The organism is Mycobacteroides salmoniphilum, assembly GCF_004924335.1.
Lineage (GTDB): Bacteria > Actinomycetota > Actinomycetes > Mycobacteriales > Mycobacteriaceae > Mycobacterium > Mycobacterium salmoniphilum.
The window spans coordinates 34,366-51,571 of sequence record NZ_CP024633.1; the positions used below are offsets into that span (position 1 = coordinate 34,366).

Below are 17,206 nucleotides of genomic sequence, written 5' to 3' on the forward strand. Positions count from 1 at the left end.
GCCGGGGCCCGATACGTGCAGCCTGTGTCGAACGCGGTGTTGCCGATGCGGTCCTACTGCACCCGAACGATGATCTCGGAGTGGCCCAGCCGGATGATGTCGCCGTCAGCCAACTGCCACTCGGTGACGGGGGCGTTGTTGACCGTGGTGCCGTTGGTCGAGTTGAGATCCGACAGCAATGCGGCATGCCCGTCGAAGCGCACCTCGAGGTGACGACGCGAGACGCCAGTGTCCGGCAGCCGGAACTGGGCGTCCTGGCCGCGGCCGATCACATTGGTGCCCTCGCGTAATTGGTAGGTGCGGCCGCTGCCGTCGTCCAGCTGCAAGGTGATGGTGGTACGTCCGGACCCAGCGCCGCCTCCGGTCGGGGCGCCGTAGTCGGGGCTGCTCTGGTAGCCGCCGTGTTCGTAGTCGCCGTATTCGGGCTCCCCGTAACCACCCTGGGGCGATCCGTATCCGCCCTGCTGCGGCGGGGCGCCGTAGCCACCCTGCTGTGGGTACGCGGGGGGACGACCGTAGTCCTGGCCCGGAGGAGGACCTTGCGGTGCGCCGTACCCACCGCCCTGCTCGTACTCGCCGTAGTTGGGGCGAGGAGGCTCACCGTATCCGCCCTGTTGCGGCGGGGCGGGGTAGCCACCTTGCTGCGGAGGCGCCGGTGGGCGACCGTAGTCCCCGCCGCCTTGGGCAGGGCCTCCGTACCCGCCCTGGTCGTAACCACCGCGGCCACCTTGCTCATATCCGCCCTGCTGTGGCGGGCGCGGTGGGTAGCCGCCCTGCTCGTAGCCGGCCGGTGGGCGACCGTAGTCCTGACCGTGCTGCTGGCCCTGTCCGTAGCCGCCGCCTTCGTAGCCGCCCTGGCGCGGGGGGTATCCCTGGTCGCCTTGTGGGGGCTGCTGACCGCGCGGATCCTGATCGGGACGCCCGTACCGGTCGTCCTCCCGGCCGTACTCTTCGCCGGGGCGTCCCTGCTGGGGACCTGGGTTGTCAGTCATGGATGCTCCTGGTTGTGAATCCGGGGTCGAAGGGGCAGTCGTCACGGCGCCGTGCGTACGGTCCCGCTTGGTATCGGGATTGACCACACCGCGCGTGCGAAACTGGCCGGTGTGCAAGTTCGGTGATTGTTCGAATCGGACAACAACTTCACCATACGTTTGCCACCCCTGATCGCGAATATATTCGCGCAGGTGTTCGGCGAACGTGTCTGGGTTGAGATCGCGGTCGTCGGCCGCTTTCTCGTGATCTCCGGTGCTGAGGAGAACGAAGAACTCATTGGGAGTCAGCAGCCGCCCCTCGCCCGCGGACCTGACTCCGTCGGCGGCCTCGCGTCGCAGCGAGGCCTGCACTTCCTGGGGAACGATGCTGCCGCCGAATACGCGCGCGAAGGCATCGCCGACCACGTCTTCAAGCTTGCGCTCGAAGCGCTGGACAATTCCCATGCCTCCTCCTTTCGGCGATCGCGTGGCAGTTCTGAGCGCATGACACAGCGCACCGCCACGAGCGGATCTCGAGTAGATCGTATCGGTTTGATGATCGTCGGCACCCACTCCTCTATTACGAGACGACATCGTCTTGGCACCAAGAGGCCTTCTACGCTCGCCGTATGTGACGATTGGCGTGCGTAGACGGGCTTTCGCTGGGCGTTCTCGGTTCAAAGGTGGGGTCCGGAGCGTGATAGGCTCTCGCGGTCGTTGGGGCGAGTGGCGGAATGGCAGACGCGCTGGCTTCAGGTGCCAGTGTCCTTCGGGACGTGGGGGTTCAAGTCCCCCTTCGCCCACAAGTGAGTGGGCTAGGAAGCCCAACGATGGAAGGCCGGAGACCCGCTGGGTTTCCGGCCTTTTGCGTTGTGGGCGGAGTGCCAGGCGCACGTGCCCGCCGTACCAAGCAGTCGGAGTGTTTCCTATGATTCGGGCAACGAGGGGGAAGAGATGCCCGATTCGTCCATAGGCGACGAGGATGCTGACCGGCGTGAGGCGCCGCAAGGCCGGGGTGCCGTGCGGTGGCAAGAGCCGGGCGTCACCACGCCGCGGCCGCCTACCGTCGCCGAGTCGCGGGCTCGCGACAAAGCACGCCGGACCCGCGAGGCCGAACGGCGGCTCGCGGAGGTCCAGGCCCAGAAGGCAGCGGAACGGCGCCGGACCCGCAACCACGTCCTGATGGGTTCCATGGTTGTCGCAGGTATCGCGGCGGTGGTGGCCGTGGGCTACGCGGTGATCGACCGCGATGACGATGTCGAAGCGACGTGCGTCCAGGACGGCTCTAATGTCGTCGCGCCCGAGGAGTACTGCGAGCGCGGTACCGCGTCGTCCGCGGGCGGCGGCGTCTTCATCTACGCCGGATCGCCCTATCGGTACTACTACGGTGGACGGAATCAAGGCATTGGAACCATCGCATCCGGCGGCAATCTTGAACTGCCCAGGGGCACGCGGGCCAAGACCAGCTCGGGTACCACGCTCACCAAATCCGATGGTTCGGGCAGTGTTTCACGGTCTCCGTCGGTATCGCGCGGCGGCTTCGGGTCCAGCAGCTCGGGAAGTTCGGGGAGCTGATGCGGCGTGAGCACGCGCGGCCCCGCCCCGGTTGGGAAGAAACCGTTGTCTCCCAGGGAATGTGTTACGGCACGCCCGCGCGGATGGCGGACGGTAGCGACCGTCCCTACTGGGACGAGTCGGTCCACTACGTCTTCGACATGGACGAGGTGCTGTCCCTAGAAGCCACCGTCGAAGTGCTGCACTCCATGTGCCTGGACGCAGTCGAGCATGTGATCCTCACCGGGCGCTACCGAGATTTCGGGGTGCCGGAATGGTCCTGGGAACACATCGAAAAGTCTTGGCGCCGAAGAGATCCCCATCTGTACGGGCGCTTCGACCTGCGATATGACGGACGGCGGCCACCGGTCCTGCTCGAGTACAACGCCGATACCCCCACCTCATTGCTGGAGGCGTCGATCCTGCAGTGGCACTGGAAAACGGATGTGTTCCCCGAGGACGACCAGTGGAACTCCCTGCATGAACAGCTGGTCGCACGCTGGACGCAGATCAGTAAGCAACTTGCCGGTACGGAGACACATTTCACCTGGTCATCGGCGGACCAGACCGGTGAAGACAACGTGACCCTGGCGTATCTGCAGGAGTGTGCGGCCGAGGCCGGGATCAACACGGTGGGCCTGCCCATCGAGGATATCGGCTGGGATCACGACCTCAACCGGCTCGTGGACCTCGAAGAGGCGCCGATCGAATCGATCTTCAAACTGTATCCGTGGGAGTGGATCCTCGACGATGACTTCGGCCGCCACGCCCTGGACCTTCTGCCCGAGACGCTGTGGATCGAGCCGCTGTGGAAAACGCTCTTGAGCAACAAGGCGATTCTTGCGGTTCTGTGGGAGATGTACCCCGGCCACCCCAATCTGCTGCCGGCCTATCTCGACAACCCACACGAGCTGACCGAGTACGTCCGTAAGCCGAAACTTGGGCGAGAAGGGGCCAACATCACCGTGGTGGGAGCGGGCTATGAGACGGCCACCGGCGGTGTCTACGGTGAGGAAGGCTACGTCTACCAGTTGCTCGACCCGCTGCCGGAGTTTGACGGCATGAGGCCCGTCCTCGGTGCCTGGATAGTCGGCGACGAATCGGCGGGGCTGGGGATACGGGAGACAGCCGGCCTGATCACCGACGATGGCGCCGCGTTCGTTCCGCACCGGATTCCAGCTCAATAGGGACACCGAATACCAGAGAAATGGGGATCGCAACCATGAACGCTGCAGGGTATTGGTCGATAGTCGCGCACGGGGCCGCAGCAATCTGGCTTTACGCGGCAGTCGGTTTCGTGCTGATGGTCGTGGGATTCTTTGTGCTGGACTGGACAACTCCCGGTCCGCTGCGGCAGATGGTCCGCGTGGGCCTGCCCAACGCCGCCGTGATCACCGCGGCGGGACTCCTCTCGCAGGCGTTCGTGATCGTGCTCGCCATCTATACCGCGTCGGGGAACATCGTCGAAGGACTGTTGCGCACTCTGGTGTTTGGACTCATCGGTATTGCGGCACAGACGATCTGCATCAGGCTGATCGAGTGGGTGGTGGGCCTCGATGTTGGAGATTTGTTGGCGCACAAGAGGTTCACACCCGCAACCCTCGTTGTCGCCGCCGCTTACGTGGCCGTGGGTCTGATTATCGCCGCTGCGATTCTGTGATCCGAGTGGTTGAGTCGACGAGCCCGTCGATGCGCGCGACATAAGCGAACGCTCCGCTACCGTCATACCCATGCAACCCCTCCGGACCGGCAGCAAGGGAATGCCTCGTCAGGAACGGGAGCAATGGATCCTGACCGCCGCCGGGGTTGAGTTCGGGGAATCGACCTTTGCGGCGTCGAGCATGAACGGGATTGCGGCGCGCGCAGGGGTGTCCAAGGCTCTCGTGTTGGCCTATTTCGGGTCCAAAGAGGATCTCTATGTCGCGTGCGTCGAACGTGCCGGGGAGCTACTGGCCACCGCGATCGGCGACGCATTGGCGGGATCGCCGGCGCGTGCGGAGGTCGCCGAGGCGGTGCTGACGGCAATCTTCACCACGCTCGAGAACCGGCGCAGTGATTGGCCGGTCCTTTACGACAGGACGGTGCCGAGCGGGCGGGCCCGGGATGCCGCCCGGCGGCAGCGGACCATTCTGCGCGAACAGGCCGCCGCCGCGGTGACCAGAACGCTTGGGGCCGTGGGGCTCAGCGATGACGACGACCTTTCGGCGGCGACGCTCGTCTGGGAAAACATGGTCTCGGCGTTGGTTCAATGGTGGCGGCACCACCCCGAGCGTTCCGCCGATGAGATGGCCGGACGCGCGCGGAGGGTTCTCATGGCGTTGTCGGACCGCGCTGTCGACGAACTTTGAGAGCATGCGGTCCCAGCCAGTTAGATGTTGCTGGTGACCTGCGCCACATTCGCGTGGGGGTGCTTGGGGTTTATGCCAGTGGCACATTGTCCAGACTTCTCTGGCGAAGAGCTCAATAAGCGCAGGTCACGCTCGGCTTCGCTCCCGAACGGAGAGAAGAGCGTCAGGGCTAGCAACCTAGATTTCCAGATTTGAGACAGTTCACAGGCGGAGAGCTGGTTTCAAGCGAACTATCGACAGCGCTATTAGGTGATGCTAACTTCGCCCCATGCGGTCGCTGATTCGCGAAGCTAGATGATCACCAATGATCAACACAGCTACTTCACGCCATGCGCCGTACCCGGTGTTCACCGGCTGTGGGCTGTTCGAGTACGGCCCGACCGTGTATTCGCTCGTCACTAAGCGCACTGCTCAAGGAAGGGAATGCCCACGATGAATCTCAATGTCGTTCCGGAAGGTCTGCTCGCCACGAGTGTGGCCGTGGAAGCACTGACCGCACGGTTGGCGGCCGCTCATGCCGCGGCCGCTCCGGTGATCGGTGCCGTGGTTCCGCCCGCCGCCGACCCGGTGTCGTTGGAGACCGCTGCCGGATTCAGTGCGCGCGGCATGGAGCACTCCGGTGTGGCCGCCCAGGCCGTCGAGGAACTGGGACGGGCCGGGCTGGGCGTCTCGGAGTCCGCGGCCAGTTACACCACCGGTGACATGCAGGCCGCCGTCACCTACATGATCGCGCGGGGTTAGCTTCGGTGACTGCTCCGATTTGGATGGCTTCTCCCCCCGAGGTGCATTCGGCGCTGTTGAGCGCCGGGCCCGGGCCGGGAGCACTGTTGGCGGCTGCCGCCCAGTGGCAGGCACTCTCCGCGCAATACACCACTGCGGCAACGGAGTTGACGCAGCTGCTCGCTGCCACCGGCGCCGGGCCATGGCAGGGGCCCAGTGCCACGCAGTATGTTGCCAGCCATACGCCCTACCTGGCCTGGCTTACCCAGCAGAGCGCGATGAGCGCGACCAACGCGGTGTTGCAGGAGACTGCTGCGGCCGGCTACACCACGGCGCTGGCCGCCATGCCCACGTTGGCCGAGCTGGCCGCCAACCACATGATCCACGGCGTGCTGATGGCCACCAATTTCTTTGGTATCAACATGATTCCGATCGCGTTGAATGAGGCCGATTACATCCGGATGTGGGTCCAGGCCGCCACCGCCATGAGCGTGTACCAGGGTGTTTCGGGTGCGGCCCTGGCCGCGACGGCGCCGACGCAGCCTTCGCCGATGATCATGGCGCCGGGCGGCGAGATGTCTCGCATGTCCGCGGACATGATGTCGATGTCCGCGCAGCCGCAAGCCCTCGAATCCGGCACCGCGCTGGATAACAGCAACAACATGATCGATCAGCTCATGCGGTTCTTGACCAATCCGCTGGGCACGCTCCAGGACATGATCGAAGACTTCATGAAGAACCCGATCGCCGCGCTTATCGCGTGGTTCCCGTTGTTGTTCCTCATCGCCTACGAAGCGTTCTTCATCCCCTTCGGGTTCACCTTCTGGGGCGTCTTGCTCTCCGCGCCTGCGTGGTTGCCGATTGTGCTGGGGCTCGCGCTGTCGGCGCTGGCTCCGCCCGCCGGAGTTGAAGAGCCCGGCCATGAAGATGAGCCCGGCCGCGAGCCTGCACGGATCGAGCGCAGAAACCCGCAACAGGTCCTGCAACTCGCGCACGTCCCCTCGACACCCTCAATGCCGGGAGGCTCGTCCTCGGCTCCGACCACCCCGAGTAGCCCGGCGTCCTCACCGGCGGCATCGGCACCTGTGACTCCGGCGTACATGGTGTACGCGGTGCGTGAGGATCCGCCTCCGGTGCGGTTTGGGCCGACGTTGAATGAGGGTGCCGGCGCGAAGGCGCCGGCGGCGGGGATTTCGGCGGCGGCCGCCGCGGCGGCCTCGGCGCGTTCGCGGGCGCGCCGTAAGCGTGGGGCTCGGATCAAGGATCCGGCCCCGCAGTTCATGGACATGAATTCGACGGTGGATCCGGACTTTTCCGGGCCGGCCGCACGACAGAGCGCAGCCGTCGGAGCTTCGGCGCGCGGGTCAGGCAGGCTCGGTTTCGCCGGGACAGTGCCCAGGACCACCTCCACGACCACGGCGGCCGGACTGATCGAACGCGAAGCAGCCGCCGGTGCCGTGGACGGCACCCGCACCACACCGATGCTGCCTACTACCTGGGGCACCGATGCAAACCTGGACCCCGAGGACAGCGCTGAAGGGGGGCCAGCACCTGATCGGCCATAGACAACCAGAAATCACCGACAACACAACACGATTGAGGAGATGAATAATGAGTTTGCTTGATGCACATATTCCGGCTTTGGTGGCCGCTGAGGGCACTTTCGGTGCCAAGACCGCGTTGATGCGTTCGACGATTTCGCAGGCCGAGCAGGCCGCGATGTCGGCGCAGGCCTTCCATGTCGGTGAGTCCTCGGTGGCTTTCCAGGCCGCGCACGCCCGGTTCGTGGAAGTGGCCGCCAAGGTCAACGCGCTGCTCGATATCGCCCAGATCAACCTCGGTGATGCCGCCGCCACCTACGTGGCCGAGGACGCCGCCGCCGCCAGCCGCTACATCGGCGTCTAACCCACACAACTCGGAAAGGACAACACACGATGTCGCAGATCACGTTCAACTACCCCGCGATGCTCGCCCACGCCGGCGAGATGAACACCTACTCCGGTGTACTGACCGCCCTGGGCGCCGACCTGGCCGCCCAGCAGGCCTCCCTGCAGGCCGTCTGGCACGGCGATACCTCCATGAGCCAAGCCGCCTGGCAGGCCCAATGGAACACCGCCATGGAAGAACTCATCCGCGCCTACCGCGCCATGGGCACCACCCACGAAACCAACACCCTGTCCATGAACGCCCGCGACATGGCCGAAGGAGCCAAATGGGGCGCATAAACGCCGTCTAGCAAGTCAATGCTTAAGGGCCAGGGACTCTAAAGGTCTCTGGCCCTTAAGCATTGACTCCTTGCGAATCGTGTCACGGTCCGGCGGGGGCGCCGCTAGCGCTGCGCTTTGCAGACGTTGATGATGGCTTCGCTCTCATGGAGCATCTGCTGCACCGTCGCGTCATAGGCGGCGGTGTCGACGGCTGTTTCACGGCTTCGTTTCACGATGTCAACGGATTGGTCGGCAAGGTCGTTCAGGCGCTGGATCCGCCCCGCGAGATTCTGATCGGACAGCGTGGGGTGCGCGCGCATGCGGTCGGCCCAGTCCTGATAGGCGCTGATCGGAGGTCCACCGGGCCCAATGAGATTGCTTTTGGTGAGATCGCGGTGCTCGTCGTCGACGTAGATCCCGACCACGGTCAAGGCGGTTTCGCAGTCGGTGGGCCTTTTGCCGCTATTGATGACGGTGAGGCCGCCGGCGATTGCCCCGACGATGGCCGCAGCGATTAGTAGACGTGAGCGCGGCGGGGGCTGATAGCGAGGCGGTAGCGCAGGCGAGGCACCGGCAGGCGAACCCGCCACGGAGTCGAGCCGCTGCATCTGACGCTGTACCCGCCGGAAGTAGTACTCGCTCCAGCAGACCAAGGCTGACACCATGAGCACGAGAAGTAGATAGGTGACACCGCGTCGAGCTCCGCCGCTGTAGAACATCAACGAAGCTCCGCTGATCATCAGCACGATCGGGAGCCACCACAGGCGAATCAGCCAGCCGGGCACCTGCTTTCGTGTCTCGAGGATGACGCTGCCCATCTGGGTCGCCGCCGCTAGCACGGCCGGGTCGTCGGGCGGATCGCCGCGCCGCAGCGAGGCGATCGCCTGCGAACGTTGGTGCTTGTCGAGCCCGGCGACTGCAGCCGTGCAGTAGCGGTGCGGGCGTTGCTGAATGCCGAACGCGAGGACTGCGATGGCAACAACCACGACGCCGGCCTGGAGTGCCAGCCAGCGGGGATCGGTAGCGCTGTCGCCGAAGTACAGCAGCCAGAACGGAACGTACAGCGCTGCAGCAACAGCTGCGCTCACCGCTAATCGCACCCACCACGGTTGCAGCAAGAATCGAATCCCCATGGTTGCCAGTGTGCCAGATTATCGATGCGGCTCACACTTATGGGCTACCGCGGCATGAGGAAATGAAGTGTGTATTCGGTGATTCAGGCAAAGGGTGCGAGGCCGTTAGCGAGCGGCGTTGATGGCCTTGAGGATTCGCTGCTCGCTGACGGCTCGCGCGGTACCGAGCTGCTGGGCCCACAGGCTCACGCGCAGCTCCTCGATGAACCATGCGATGTCCCTGACGTCGGGATCGTCTGCGCGCCCGGCGGGCAGGTCGCGCAGTAGGTCGTCGTAGGTGTCTTCCACGGTGTGCACGCGTTGCATGCGCTCGCGGTCCGCTTCCACGCCCTGCGGTAGGCGCTCCAGTCGATTCCCGATCGCGGTGACGTAGCGTGCCAGGTCTGCCAGCCGCGCCGCACCGGTGGCCGCGACGAACCCGCCCTCGAGCAACCTGGCAAGTTGTTCGCGCATGTCGGCGATCGCATCGGCTTGCACCGCAGGCACTTTGGTGGGCAGGGCCACCTGCACCTCGCTCCAGGCCGTCACCACCTTCTCGGCACGGCGCACGATATCGAGCGTGGTCGCCGCCAGATTCTGTGCGGCGTGGTCTCGAAGCGTGGTGAACTCTGCCCGGGTCCAGACCGGTGCGGGCGCCAGCAGATCGACTGCAGCGTCGGCGCAATCATCGAGCAGAGCCGCCAGCGAGCCGTCCGGATTTGAGGAGAGCATCAGCTTGGAGCGCGGGTCTAAGCCTCTTTCAACGGTTTTCATGGGCGACGGAATGGACAGCCGCAGCAGGCGCCGGGTGCCGGCTGCCATGGCTGCCCGCTGCTCGGAGGCGGTGGCGAACACGTGGATGTCCACGGCGGTGCCCGTGTCCACCAGGGCCGGGTATCCGCGCACGGTGTGCCCACCGCTGACTTGTTCCACAGTGCGGGGCAATTCGGCTAGATCTTCGGGCCAGCCACGTAGGCCGTCGCGTTCCCACTCCCCCGCCACCACTGCCGCCACGGCCTGGCGGGTAGAACCCGCGAGCTGCTGTTGCAGTGCTTCGAGATTCTTGTCGCGCGCCACCTCGGAGCCGTCGGCGGACTCGATGATGAAGGTCACCCGCAGGTGTGGGGGCACCTTGTCCAGGTCGAAGGCTTCGGTGGGGACGCGGATGCCGGTGAGCCGATGCAGCTCGCGCCCCAAGGCATACACCAGCGGTTCGGCGCCGGGTTCGAGGCTTTCGAGCACCACGCGGGCGGTATCGGGTGCGGGAACGAAGTTGCGGCGCAGATCCTTGGGCAGCGAGCGGATGAGGGCGGTGACCAGCTCTTCGCGTAAAGCCGGTACATGCCAGGCAAATTCATCACCGCCGAGACGGGCAAGAACTTCCACCGGGATGTGCACGGACACGCCGTCGTCGGCCGCGCCCGGTTCGAATCGATAGCTGACCGGCAGCGCCACGTCGCCCGCTCGCCAGGTGTCGGGCATGTCGGCGGCCGCGTCCCCGGCGCGCAGCAGATCGTTACGGGTGAATGTCAGCAGATCCGGTGTCTTGTGCCGTTGCTTGCGCCACCAGGCATCAAAGTGCGTTGCGGACACCGCGTCCGCGGGAATACGCGCCGCATACAGCGCGAAGATCTCGTCATCGCCCACCAGCAGGTCGCGGCGGCGAGCTTTGTCCTCGAGCTCGGACAGCTCTTCCAGCAATCGCGTGTTGTCTCGCAGGAAGTGGTGCTTGCTCTGCCAGTCGCCCTCCACGAGGGCGTGCCTGATGAACAATTCGCGGGCCAGCTCCGGATCGACTTGCGCGTAACCCACGCGGCGGCGGGGCACCAGGGGCAGCCCGTACAGCGTTACCCGCTCGAAGGCCATCACCGAGCCGCGCTCGGCGTCCCAGTGCGGCTCGCTGTAGGCGCGCTGCACCAGATCCCCGGCGATTCGCTCGACCGATTGCGGCTCGATGCGTGCCGCGACCCGGCCGAACAATCGGCTGGTCTCCACCAGGTCGGCGACGACCACCCACCGCGGGGGCTTCTTGGTGAGCACCGAACCGGGAGCCAGCACGAATTTGGTGTTACGCGCGCCGGAGTAGTCGCGGGTGTCGCCCTCGCGTAACCCGATGTGGGACAGCAGCCCGGCGATCAATGCGGCGTGGACAAGGGCCGGGTCGGCTGGCTCCCCCGACTCTCGAATGCCGAGGTCGCGCGCGATGCTGCGCAACTGGCCCACCAGGTCCTGCCATTCCCGGATACGCAGGTAATGCAGAAACTCGTCCCGGCACATACGCCGAAACGCACTGCCCGAGAGTTGGCTTCGTTGATCCTGGATATACCGCCAGAGATTGAGGTAGGCGGTGAAGTCGGAATGGTCGTCGGCGAACCGGGCATGTTTTTGGCGGGCGGCTTCCTCGCGGTCTGCCGGGCGCTCGCGCGGATCGGGAATCGACAATGCTGCCGCGAGCACCAGGATCTCCTCGACGCAGCCTTCGGTATCGGCCTGCAGAATCATCCGCCCGATGCGCGGGTCAAGGGGTAGGCGCGCCAGCCGGCGCCCCAGCTCGGTGATGGTGCCGGCGGTGTCGAAGGCGCCCAGTTCCTGCAGCAGCTGCACACCGTCGCGGATGCTGCGCTTGTCGGGCGGATCCAGGAAGGGGAAGTTCTCGATATCACCGAGTTGCAAGGCCGCCATCTGCAGGATGACGGCGGCAAGGTTGGTTCGCAGCACCTCCGGATCGGTGTATCGGGGTCGGGCCTCAAAATCCCGCTCGGAGTACAGCCTGATGCACACGCCGGGCGCGGTCCGTCCGGACCGGCCGGAGCGCTGCGCGGCCGACGCCTGAGAGATGGGTTCGATGGGCAGGCGCTGCACCTTGGTGCGTCGGCTGTAGCGGGAGATGCGTGCGGTGCCGGGGTCGATGACATACCGGATGCCAGGAACGGTCAGCGAGGTTTCGGCGACGTTGGTGGCCAGTACCACGCGCCGACCGGTGTGAGGCTGAAAGACCTTGTGCTGCTCGGCTGTGGGCAGCCGCGCGTACAGCGGAAGTACCTCGGTGTTACGAAAGGCGCCGCGCAGGGTCTCGGCGGTATCCCGGATCTCACGCTCGCCGGACAGGAACACCAGCACGTCCCCGGGCGGCTCGCTCTCCAGCTCGCGGACGGCTTCGGCGATGGCTTCGGTCTGGTCGCGTATCTCGGTACGGACGATCTCGTGATCGGGGTCATCGGGTTCGTCGTCAGCTTTCGTACCGGACTCGCCGGATGCGGGGACTTCCAGTGGCCGGTAACGAATCTCGACAGGGTACGTCCGGCCGGAGACTTCGACGATGGGTGCGTCGCCGAAATGTGCCGAAAATCGCTGTGGCTCAATGGTTGCCGAGGTGACGATGACCTTCAGGTCGGGCCGCCGCGGCAGCAGCTCGCGCAGATAGCCGAGCAGGAAGTCGATGTTGAGGCTGCGCTCATGCGCCTCGTCGAGGATGAGCGTGTCATAACGCAGCAGTCGCCGGTCGCGCTGGATCTCTGCGAGCAGGATGCCGTCGGTCATCAGTTTGACGAGGGTGCGATCGCTGGCCTGATCGGTGAATCTGACGGTGTAGCCCACGGTCTCACCGAGCGGAGTACCCAGCTCCTCGGCGATGCGCTCGGCGACGGTGCGTGCCGCCAGCCGGCGCGGCTGGGTGTGCCCGATGGTGCCGCGGATGCCGCGGCCCAGCTCCAGGCAGATCTTGGGAAGCTGGGTGGTTTTTCCCGATCCGGTCGCGCCGGCGACGACGACAACCTGATGCGCGGAGATCGCCCGGGCGAGTTCCTCGCGGTGTGCGCTGACGGGCAGATCCGGGTACGTGATAACGGGGATCGCAGCGGTCCGGGTGGCGACCAGGGCCTCGGCGGCGGCGAACTGTTCGGCGAGTTTCGCCAGCGCGTCGGGGTCCGCGTCACGTTGATTCTTGAGACGGCGCCCGAGCCGAGATGCGTCGCGAATGGTCAGTCCGTCGAGGCGCGTGCGCAACGCGGAACGGGACAATTCGGACACTCGGACAAGGATAGGCCGCGTTGCGAAGAGTCCCGCTGGTCGCCTCTAGATTCTGTCGGTGAAGCTGCCGTGGAATCCGGGAAAGTGGTGGCCCGGAAGGATCGCGATGGCGAGGGCGGGGTCTTCGATGGCGTGGGCGTCGAGAATATGTAGTTCTGTGCGGTGTTCACCGCCGTTGTAGACGACGGCGAGTATCCAGCCTTCGTCTTCAGCCGCGGAGCGCGACTTAGGGACGAAGAGGGGCTCGCCCGCAACCAGGCCGGGCGCGAATGTGTGGTGACGTTGGGTGTCGTTGGCGCGGTCGAGCTTCACGATGGCGGTCCCGTCGGCCTGGCTTTGGGCGGACAGGTAGGTGTAGCGGTGTTCGCGGCCCGTGCGGCGTTCGTCGTGGGTGGGGAATTCCGCAGGGGCGCTGGGGTAATCGGTGATATGCACGGTTCCCGCCGAAGTGATGCGCAGTCGTGTCGGCCAGCCCAGCGTGGGCACCTGGGTACGGAATTGCTTCAGCCCGGCGGTGAGAAAGTCGAAGTCCTGGTGGCGCAGGATGTCCAGCACGACGTCACCGCGGTCCTCGTAGGCATTGTCGACGTGGACATAGACGAGGGGATCGCATTCGATGATGCGATGCGGGCCTCCGTCGCGCGGGACCAGCACGATTCGCATGCCCTGTTCGGGCCGGTAGCCGGCGCTGTCGCCCAGCGCCGCGAAGCCCAGGCCCGCCCATGCCGCGCGCAGGGGGTCGACGGTGATGGGCGCCAGAGCGAACACCAAATAGGTTGGGGTGATGGCAAAGTCGTGCTGAATGTGAATGTGATCGGTGGGAATCTTGGCGATCTGCGTCAGTCTTCCGCTCGGGTCAACCCGGAAACACCGGAGGCACGCGAGGGTGGGGCCCGTCAGTGAGGGCGAGACATCCAGCCCGAAGTTGAACAGTTCACCGGTGTCCGGATCGATGCGCGGATGCGGTGAGAACCGGGAGAATCGCGGCAGCCGGCCGTCGAAGGTGCAGGGCCCGATCGTGCTCAAGTCGCCCGGATCGATCTCCCAGGGTCGGCCGGCGTCGCTGAGGGCCAGTAGCCGGTCGGCATGGACGACGGCATGAGTGTTCGCGGTATCGGCGGGCTGTCGTCCCGCGTTGTCCCACAAGTGTTTTCCTTGCGTGTACACACCGCGGAGGTGTGCACCCCGACCGTGCGCCTGCTTGCGCCGCTTCGGCGTATCGACGAAGCGTGAGCGGAAGCGCACCGAGCCGTCGGTGATCGTGAACTTCGCCACCAGTCCATCACCGTCGAACGGGTGGGCGGCACGAAAACCCCCGTGGTCCCAATCGGCCGGGCCGTTGCGATAGAGGGTGCCCCGAAGCTCGCGCGGTACTGCGCCGATCAGCGGTAACACCATCTCGCCGGGGGTTTCCCGCGCGGGCAGGTACATCGTGAGGGCGTCGGCCACACGGCTGTCGGCAAGGGTCATCGCGAGCTCCTCGGGCTGAGAAACGGAGTCGAGCATATCTGCACACAATTGTTCGCAGATATGACTGATTGTTGCTACCCGGGCGAGCAGAAGTCAATAGCGATTCAAATCCAGTGGCGCCGAACGCGGGACGCGCTGTATCCCGCTGGGTAACTTCGCACCGGTGACCGGGTTCTTGTCTGAGACTGCCTTCGCCGGACGCACTGTCGTCTTGATCGGCGGGGGAACCGGCATCGGGCGCGGCGTGGCCGGGTTGGTGACTGCGGCGGGCGGCGAAGTCGTGCTCGGCGGGCGCACCGCCGCAACCCTCTCCACCGCTGCACACGAGCTGGGGCCGCGAGCGCGCTGGCATCTGGTCGACACATCGGAGCAGGCGAGCATCGACAAGTTCTTCGCGGATATCGACAGGGTGCACGGGCTGTTCACCACCGCCGCGACCTACGTCACCGGGTCGATCGCCGAGCTGTCCGTCCAGGAGGCGGCGACGCCGTTCGAGTCGAAGTTTTGGGGCCAGTACCGCGTGGTGAAAACGGCCGTGCCGAAGCTCGCCGGGGATGCCGCGGTGGTGTTGATGTCGGGGGCGGCCAGTGTTCGTCCCGCCGGAAGCGCGCCGGCGTATGTCGCGGCCAACGCGGCGATCGAGGGCCTGGCCCGGGGGTTGGCCCGGGAACTGGCACCGATCCGGGTCAATGCACTCTCGCCGGGCACCGTGGACGGACATCTGTGGAACCAGCGCGCGCCCGAGGTGCGCCGCCAGGCGTTTGAACACATCGCGGCAGCCGCCACGCTCGGCCGGGCCGTCACGGAGGACGAAGTGGCCCAGGCTGCCGTCTACCTGCTGCTGAATACCGGCACTACCGGCTCAACGCTGTACACCGATGGTGGGTACTCGCTGCGCTAGACGCTCCAGGCGCTCGCCAGACCGGCAGAGACCGACGCCGCGGCCGTCAGTAGTCCGTGCCAGGTCTCCGGCTGCAGCTGCTGGATGTCCAGCGGGCCCGCGGTCGCGATGTGCGGGTCATACGGCACGGCGACGATGTGGTTCGGCGAGATCCAGCGGTGGAACCGGGCGACCATGGCCGCCACCAGACGCTCGGAGTTCCTGCGATCTTCCCGACTGTCGTAGCCACGGACGTGGTTGATCACCACCACCATGCGGGGGATCAGGTACTCGTAGCCCTCGGAGATGAGCCACTCGATGGCGCGGACCGCGCCCTCGGCGCCGACCGGCGTGGCAGCGGCCACCAGCACCACACCGTTGGCGCACCGCAGCACGCCCGGCATCACCGGATGCCAGAAGTCCACGCCGGTATCGGTGATGAGCAGGCTGTAGAGCCGCTGCAGCCGATCGTGGACCTGGGTGTAGACCTCGGAATTGAGTTCTCCGCGGGGACGCACCGAATGTGCGTTGGCAGCAAGCACATCCAGCCCGGTCTCCGAGTTCTGACCGACGAAGAAGCGCAGATCGAAATTGCGCTCGGGCTCGTTCTGCGCCAGGACATCGGCGAAGGTGGACGAGGCGGACGGGTCGATCCAGGACGCCAGGTTGGCCGACTGGCCCGGGTCGGCATCGGTGGCCAGCACCATGTCCTTGCGGCGCAGCTCGGACAGCACGGAACCGAGGGCGGCGGTCATCATCGTCTTGCCGACGCCGCCGTTGCCGCCCAGGACCGCCAGGGAATGGATGCCGCGCCAGGGGGTGCGCACCACGGCGGTGAGCTCTCGGAGCTCGGCCTCCTCGCGGGACTCGCCGGGATTGATGGCGCCAAAGCTTCCGCGGTACACCCACTTACGCCAACCAACCGATGCGGGTCTACGCGGCGGAGGCAGAATTTCCGAGCGAAGCTGGGCGCCCAATGCGTCGCCGATGGCCGGCGGGAGATCGACGCGCGGATCGTGGGGAGGCGCGGCGTCCACGATGGACAGCGGGCCGCGGGGCGGCAGTTGCACGGGCGGCGGCAGAGGCCGCAATTCGGGCTGCTGCTGTTGCGCGGTTGCCTCCGCACGCTGCCGTTTGGCGTGTGCACCTAGCTTGATGGGGATGATGGGTCCGGTCCGGTCGAGGATCTCCTCCTCGGAGCCGTCCGCCGGGGAATCGTTGGGCGCACTCACGGAATCTCCTCCTCCACTAGAAGCCGTCTGGCCCCAGCGCTCCGACAGTTTCGTTCTGCATCGCGGGCAGCATGAGACCCGTCGCATACGCAGTCTCTTATGGCCGTTGCGCGGTTGGCGAGGGCCGTTACCCACCCGTGTCTGAATCGGCATCAAATGGGACGCGGTTGGTATGCACTCGGTACCGGCGGTAAATCAGCAGGTCACATCCACGTACATGGTCTTGGTGGTTGTGGTGGTGGTGAAGACGCCCGGACGCTTGTTGCTCGGCAGGCCGTAATCGGAACGAGTGGTGGTCTGTCCGGGACGCACACTGCTGGCGGTGCACTGGGTGAGGGCCTTGGAACCGGACTTACTGACGATCACGTTGTATCCCTGTGCCTGTAGCTCGCTCACGGTCTGCTGGGCGTTTGAGCTGTCGGTCTGGGCGGACGCGGTGCCCAGGGCGAAGCCGAGGGGTGCGAGCGCAAGAGCGGCGGCGGCGGTTCCGGCGATGATGTACTTCTTCATGATTTCTCCTGTGCCAGTTGGTCTTTGAGTTTGATCACCGGGCTGTTTGGTGATACTTCAACGATGCGACCTGGCGGCGGCAAAGTCTGTCGGGCAAGTGGCTGATGAGGGGGATGATCGTGTTGTCCACCAATTGGGGGACACGTGCCGATTTGGCGTGCCAAGCTTGCGTT

Annotated in this window: 15 protein-coding genes and 1 tRNA gene; 10 read left to right on the plus strand and 6 right to left on the minus strand. The window is 65.6% G+C overall.

Going from position 1 to position 17,206, the window contains the following annotated elements:
• Positions 1 to 53: 53 nt before the first annotated feature.
• On the minus strand, positions 54 to 1,436 hold the full coding sequence (locus DSM43276_RS00180) for an FhaA domain-containing protein (protein WP_211196700.1): 1,383 nt from the start codon (positions 1,434 to 1,436) through the stop codon (positions 54 to 56).
• 255 nt (positions 1,437 to 1,691) lie between these two features.
• Between DSM43276_RS00180 and DSM43276_RS00185 the strand changes: the two genes are divergently transcribed.
• From DSM43276_RS00185 to DSM43276_RS00225, 9 genes are all read left to right on the plus strand, one after another.
• Positions 1,692 to 1,774: transfer RNA gene (locus DSM43276_RS00185), tRNA-Leu, on the plus strand.
• Between the two features lie 217 nt (positions 1,775 to 1,991).
• Positions 1,992 to 2,546 (plus strand): hypothetical protein, encoded by a 555-nt coding sequence (locus DSM43276_RS00190; protein WP_078331618.1) that lies wholly within the window; start codon positions 1,992 to 1,994, stop codon positions 2,544 to 2,546.
• A complete protein-coding gene (locus DSM43276_RS00195; protein WP_078331617.1) occupies positions 2,546 to 3,712 on the plus strand; it encodes a glutathionylspermidine synthase family protein in 1,167 nt (388 codons plus the stop codon). The genes DSM43276_RS00190 and DSM43276_RS00195 overlap by 1 nt, the downstream gene beginning before the upstream one ends.
• Before the next feature lie 35 nt (positions 3,713 to 3,747).
• Positions 3,748 to 4,185, plus strand: coding sequence for a DUF350 domain-containing protein (locus DSM43276_RS00200; RefSeq protein WP_078324511.1), 438 nt, complete (start codon positions 3,748 to 3,750; stop codon positions 4,183 to 4,185).
• Positions 4,186 to 4,285: 100 nt separating this feature from the next.
• On the plus strand, positions 4,286 to 4,873 hold the full coding sequence (locus DSM43276_RS00205) for a TetR/AcrR family transcriptional regulator (protein ID WP_078324512.1): 588 nt from the start codon (positions 4,286 to 4,288) through the stop codon (positions 4,871 to 4,873).
• A 432-nt stretch (positions 4,874 to 5,305) separates the two neighbouring features.
• The gene (locus tag DSM43276_RS00210) at positions 5,306 to 5,614 is read left to right on the plus strand and encodes a PE family protein (RefSeq protein ID WP_078331619.1); all 309 of its coding nucleotides are present in this window, start codon (positions 5,306 to 5,308) and stop codon (positions 5,612 to 5,614) included.
• Positions 5,615 to 5,619: 5 nt separating this feature from the next.
• The gene (locus DSM43276_RS00215) at positions 5,620 to 7,158 is read left to right on the plus strand and encodes a PPE family protein (RefSeq protein WP_136628962.1); all 1,539 of its coding nucleotides are present in this window, start codon (positions 5,620 to 5,622) and stop codon (positions 7,156 to 7,158) included.
• A gap of 46 nt (positions 7,159 to 7,204) precedes the next feature.
• Positions 7,205 to 7,498 (plus strand): type VII secretion protein EsxS, encoded by a 294-nt coding sequence (locus DSM43276_RS00220; protein WP_078324150.1) that lies wholly within the window; start codon positions 7,205 to 7,207, stop codon positions 7,496 to 7,498.
• 29 nt (positions 7,499 to 7,527) lie between these two features.
• On the plus strand, positions 7,528 to 7,818 hold the full coding sequence (locus DSM43276_RS00225) for a WXG100 family type VII secretion target (RefSeq protein WP_078291808.1): 291 nt from the start codon (positions 7,528 to 7,530) through the stop codon (positions 7,816 to 7,818).
• Between the two features lie 104 nt (positions 7,819 to 7,922).
• On the opposite strand, the gene DSM43276_RS00230 is transcribed toward DSM43276_RS00225, so the two are convergent.
• From DSM43276_RS00230 to DSM43276_RS00240, 3 genes are all read right to left on the minus strand, one after another.
• Positions 7,923 to 8,933, minus strand: a complete 1,011-nt coding sequence (locus tag DSM43276_RS00230; protein ID WP_078330211.1) for a hypothetical protein — start codon at positions 8,931 to 8,933, stop codon at positions 7,923 to 7,925.
• A 105-nt stretch (positions 8,934 to 9,038) separates the two neighbouring features.
• Positions 9,039 to 12,941 (minus strand): ATP-dependent RNA helicase HrpA, encoded by a 3,903-nt coding sequence (hrpA, locus tag DSM43276_RS00235; RefSeq protein WP_078330212.1) that lies wholly within the window; start codon positions 12,939 to 12,941, stop codon positions 9,039 to 9,041.
• 45 nt (positions 12,942 to 12,986) lie between these two features.
• Positions 12,987 to 14,447 (minus strand): carotenoid oxygenase family protein, encoded by a 1,461-nt coding sequence (locus tag DSM43276_RS00240; protein ID WP_078330213.1) that lies wholly within the window; start codon positions 14,445 to 14,447, stop codon positions 12,987 to 12,989.
• Between the two features lie 127 nt (positions 14,448 to 14,574).
• Here DSM43276_RS00240 and DSM43276_RS00245 point away from each other — a divergent pair, with 127 nt between their 5' ends.
• Positions 14,575 to 15,312: an SDR family oxidoreductase gene (locus DSM43276_RS00245; RefSeq protein WP_078330214.1), complete on the plus strand. Its 738-nt coding sequence runs from the start codon at positions 14,575 to 14,577 to the stop codon at positions 15,310 to 15,312.
• On the opposite strand, the gene DSM43276_RS00250 is transcribed toward DSM43276_RS00245, so the two are convergent.
• A complete protein-coding gene (locus DSM43276_RS00250; RefSeq protein ID WP_078324155.1) occupies positions 15,309 to 16,523 on the minus strand; it encodes a MinD/ParA family ATP-binding protein in 1,215 nt (404 codons plus the stop codon). The genes DSM43276_RS00245 and DSM43276_RS00250 overlap by 4 nt on opposite strands.
• 195 nt (positions 16,524 to 16,718) lie before the next feature.
• On the minus strand, positions 16,719 to 17,033 hold the full coding sequence (locus DSM43276_RS00255) for a hypothetical protein (RefSeq protein WP_078290804.1): 315 nt from the start codon (positions 17,031 to 17,033) through the stop codon (positions 16,719 to 16,721).
• Positions 17,034 to 17,206: the final 173 nt, after the last annotated feature.

Coding starts and splice junctions, on each gene's coding strand:
- DSM43276_RS00205 (WP_078324512.1), top strand. CDS start 4,286: ATGCCTCGTCAGGAACGGGAGCAATGGATCCTGACCGCCGCCGGGGTT.
- DSM43276_RS00210 (WP_078331619.1), top strand. CDS start 5,306: ATGAATCTCAATGTCGTTCCGGAAGGTCTGCTCGCCACGAGTGTGGCC.
- DSM43276_RS00195 (WP_078331617.1), top strand. CDS start 2,546: ATGCGGCGTGAGCACGCGCGGCCCCGCCCCGGTTGGGAAGAAACCGTT.
- DSM43276_RS00180 (WP_211196700.1), bottom strand. CDS start 1,436: ATGGGAATTGTCCAGCGCTTCGAGCGCAAGCTTGAAGACGTGGTCGGC.
- DSM43276_RS00225 (WP_078291808.1), top strand. CDS start 7,528: ATGTCGCAGATCACGTTCAACTACCCCGCGATGCTCGCCCACGCCGGC.
- DSM43276_RS00240 (WP_078330213.1), bottom strand. CDS start 14,447: ATGCTCGACTCCGTTTCTCAGCCCGAGGAGCTCGCGATGACCCTTGCC.
- DSM43276_RS00220 (WP_078324150.1), top strand. CDS start 7,205: ATGAGTTTGCTTGATGCACATATTCCGGCTTTGGTGGCCGCTGAGGGC.
- DSM43276_RS00255 (WP_078290804.1), bottom strand. CDS start 17,033: ATGAAGAAGTACATCATCGCCGGAACCGCCGCCGCCGCTCTTGCGCTC.
- DSM43276_RS00200 (WP_078324511.1), top strand. CDS start 3,748: ATGAACGCTGCAGGGTATTGGTCGATAGTCGCGCACGGGGCCGCAGCA.
- DSM43276_RS00230 (WP_078330211.1), bottom strand. CDS start 8,933: ATGGGGATTCGATTCTTGCTGCAACCGTGGTGGGTGCGATTAGCGGTG.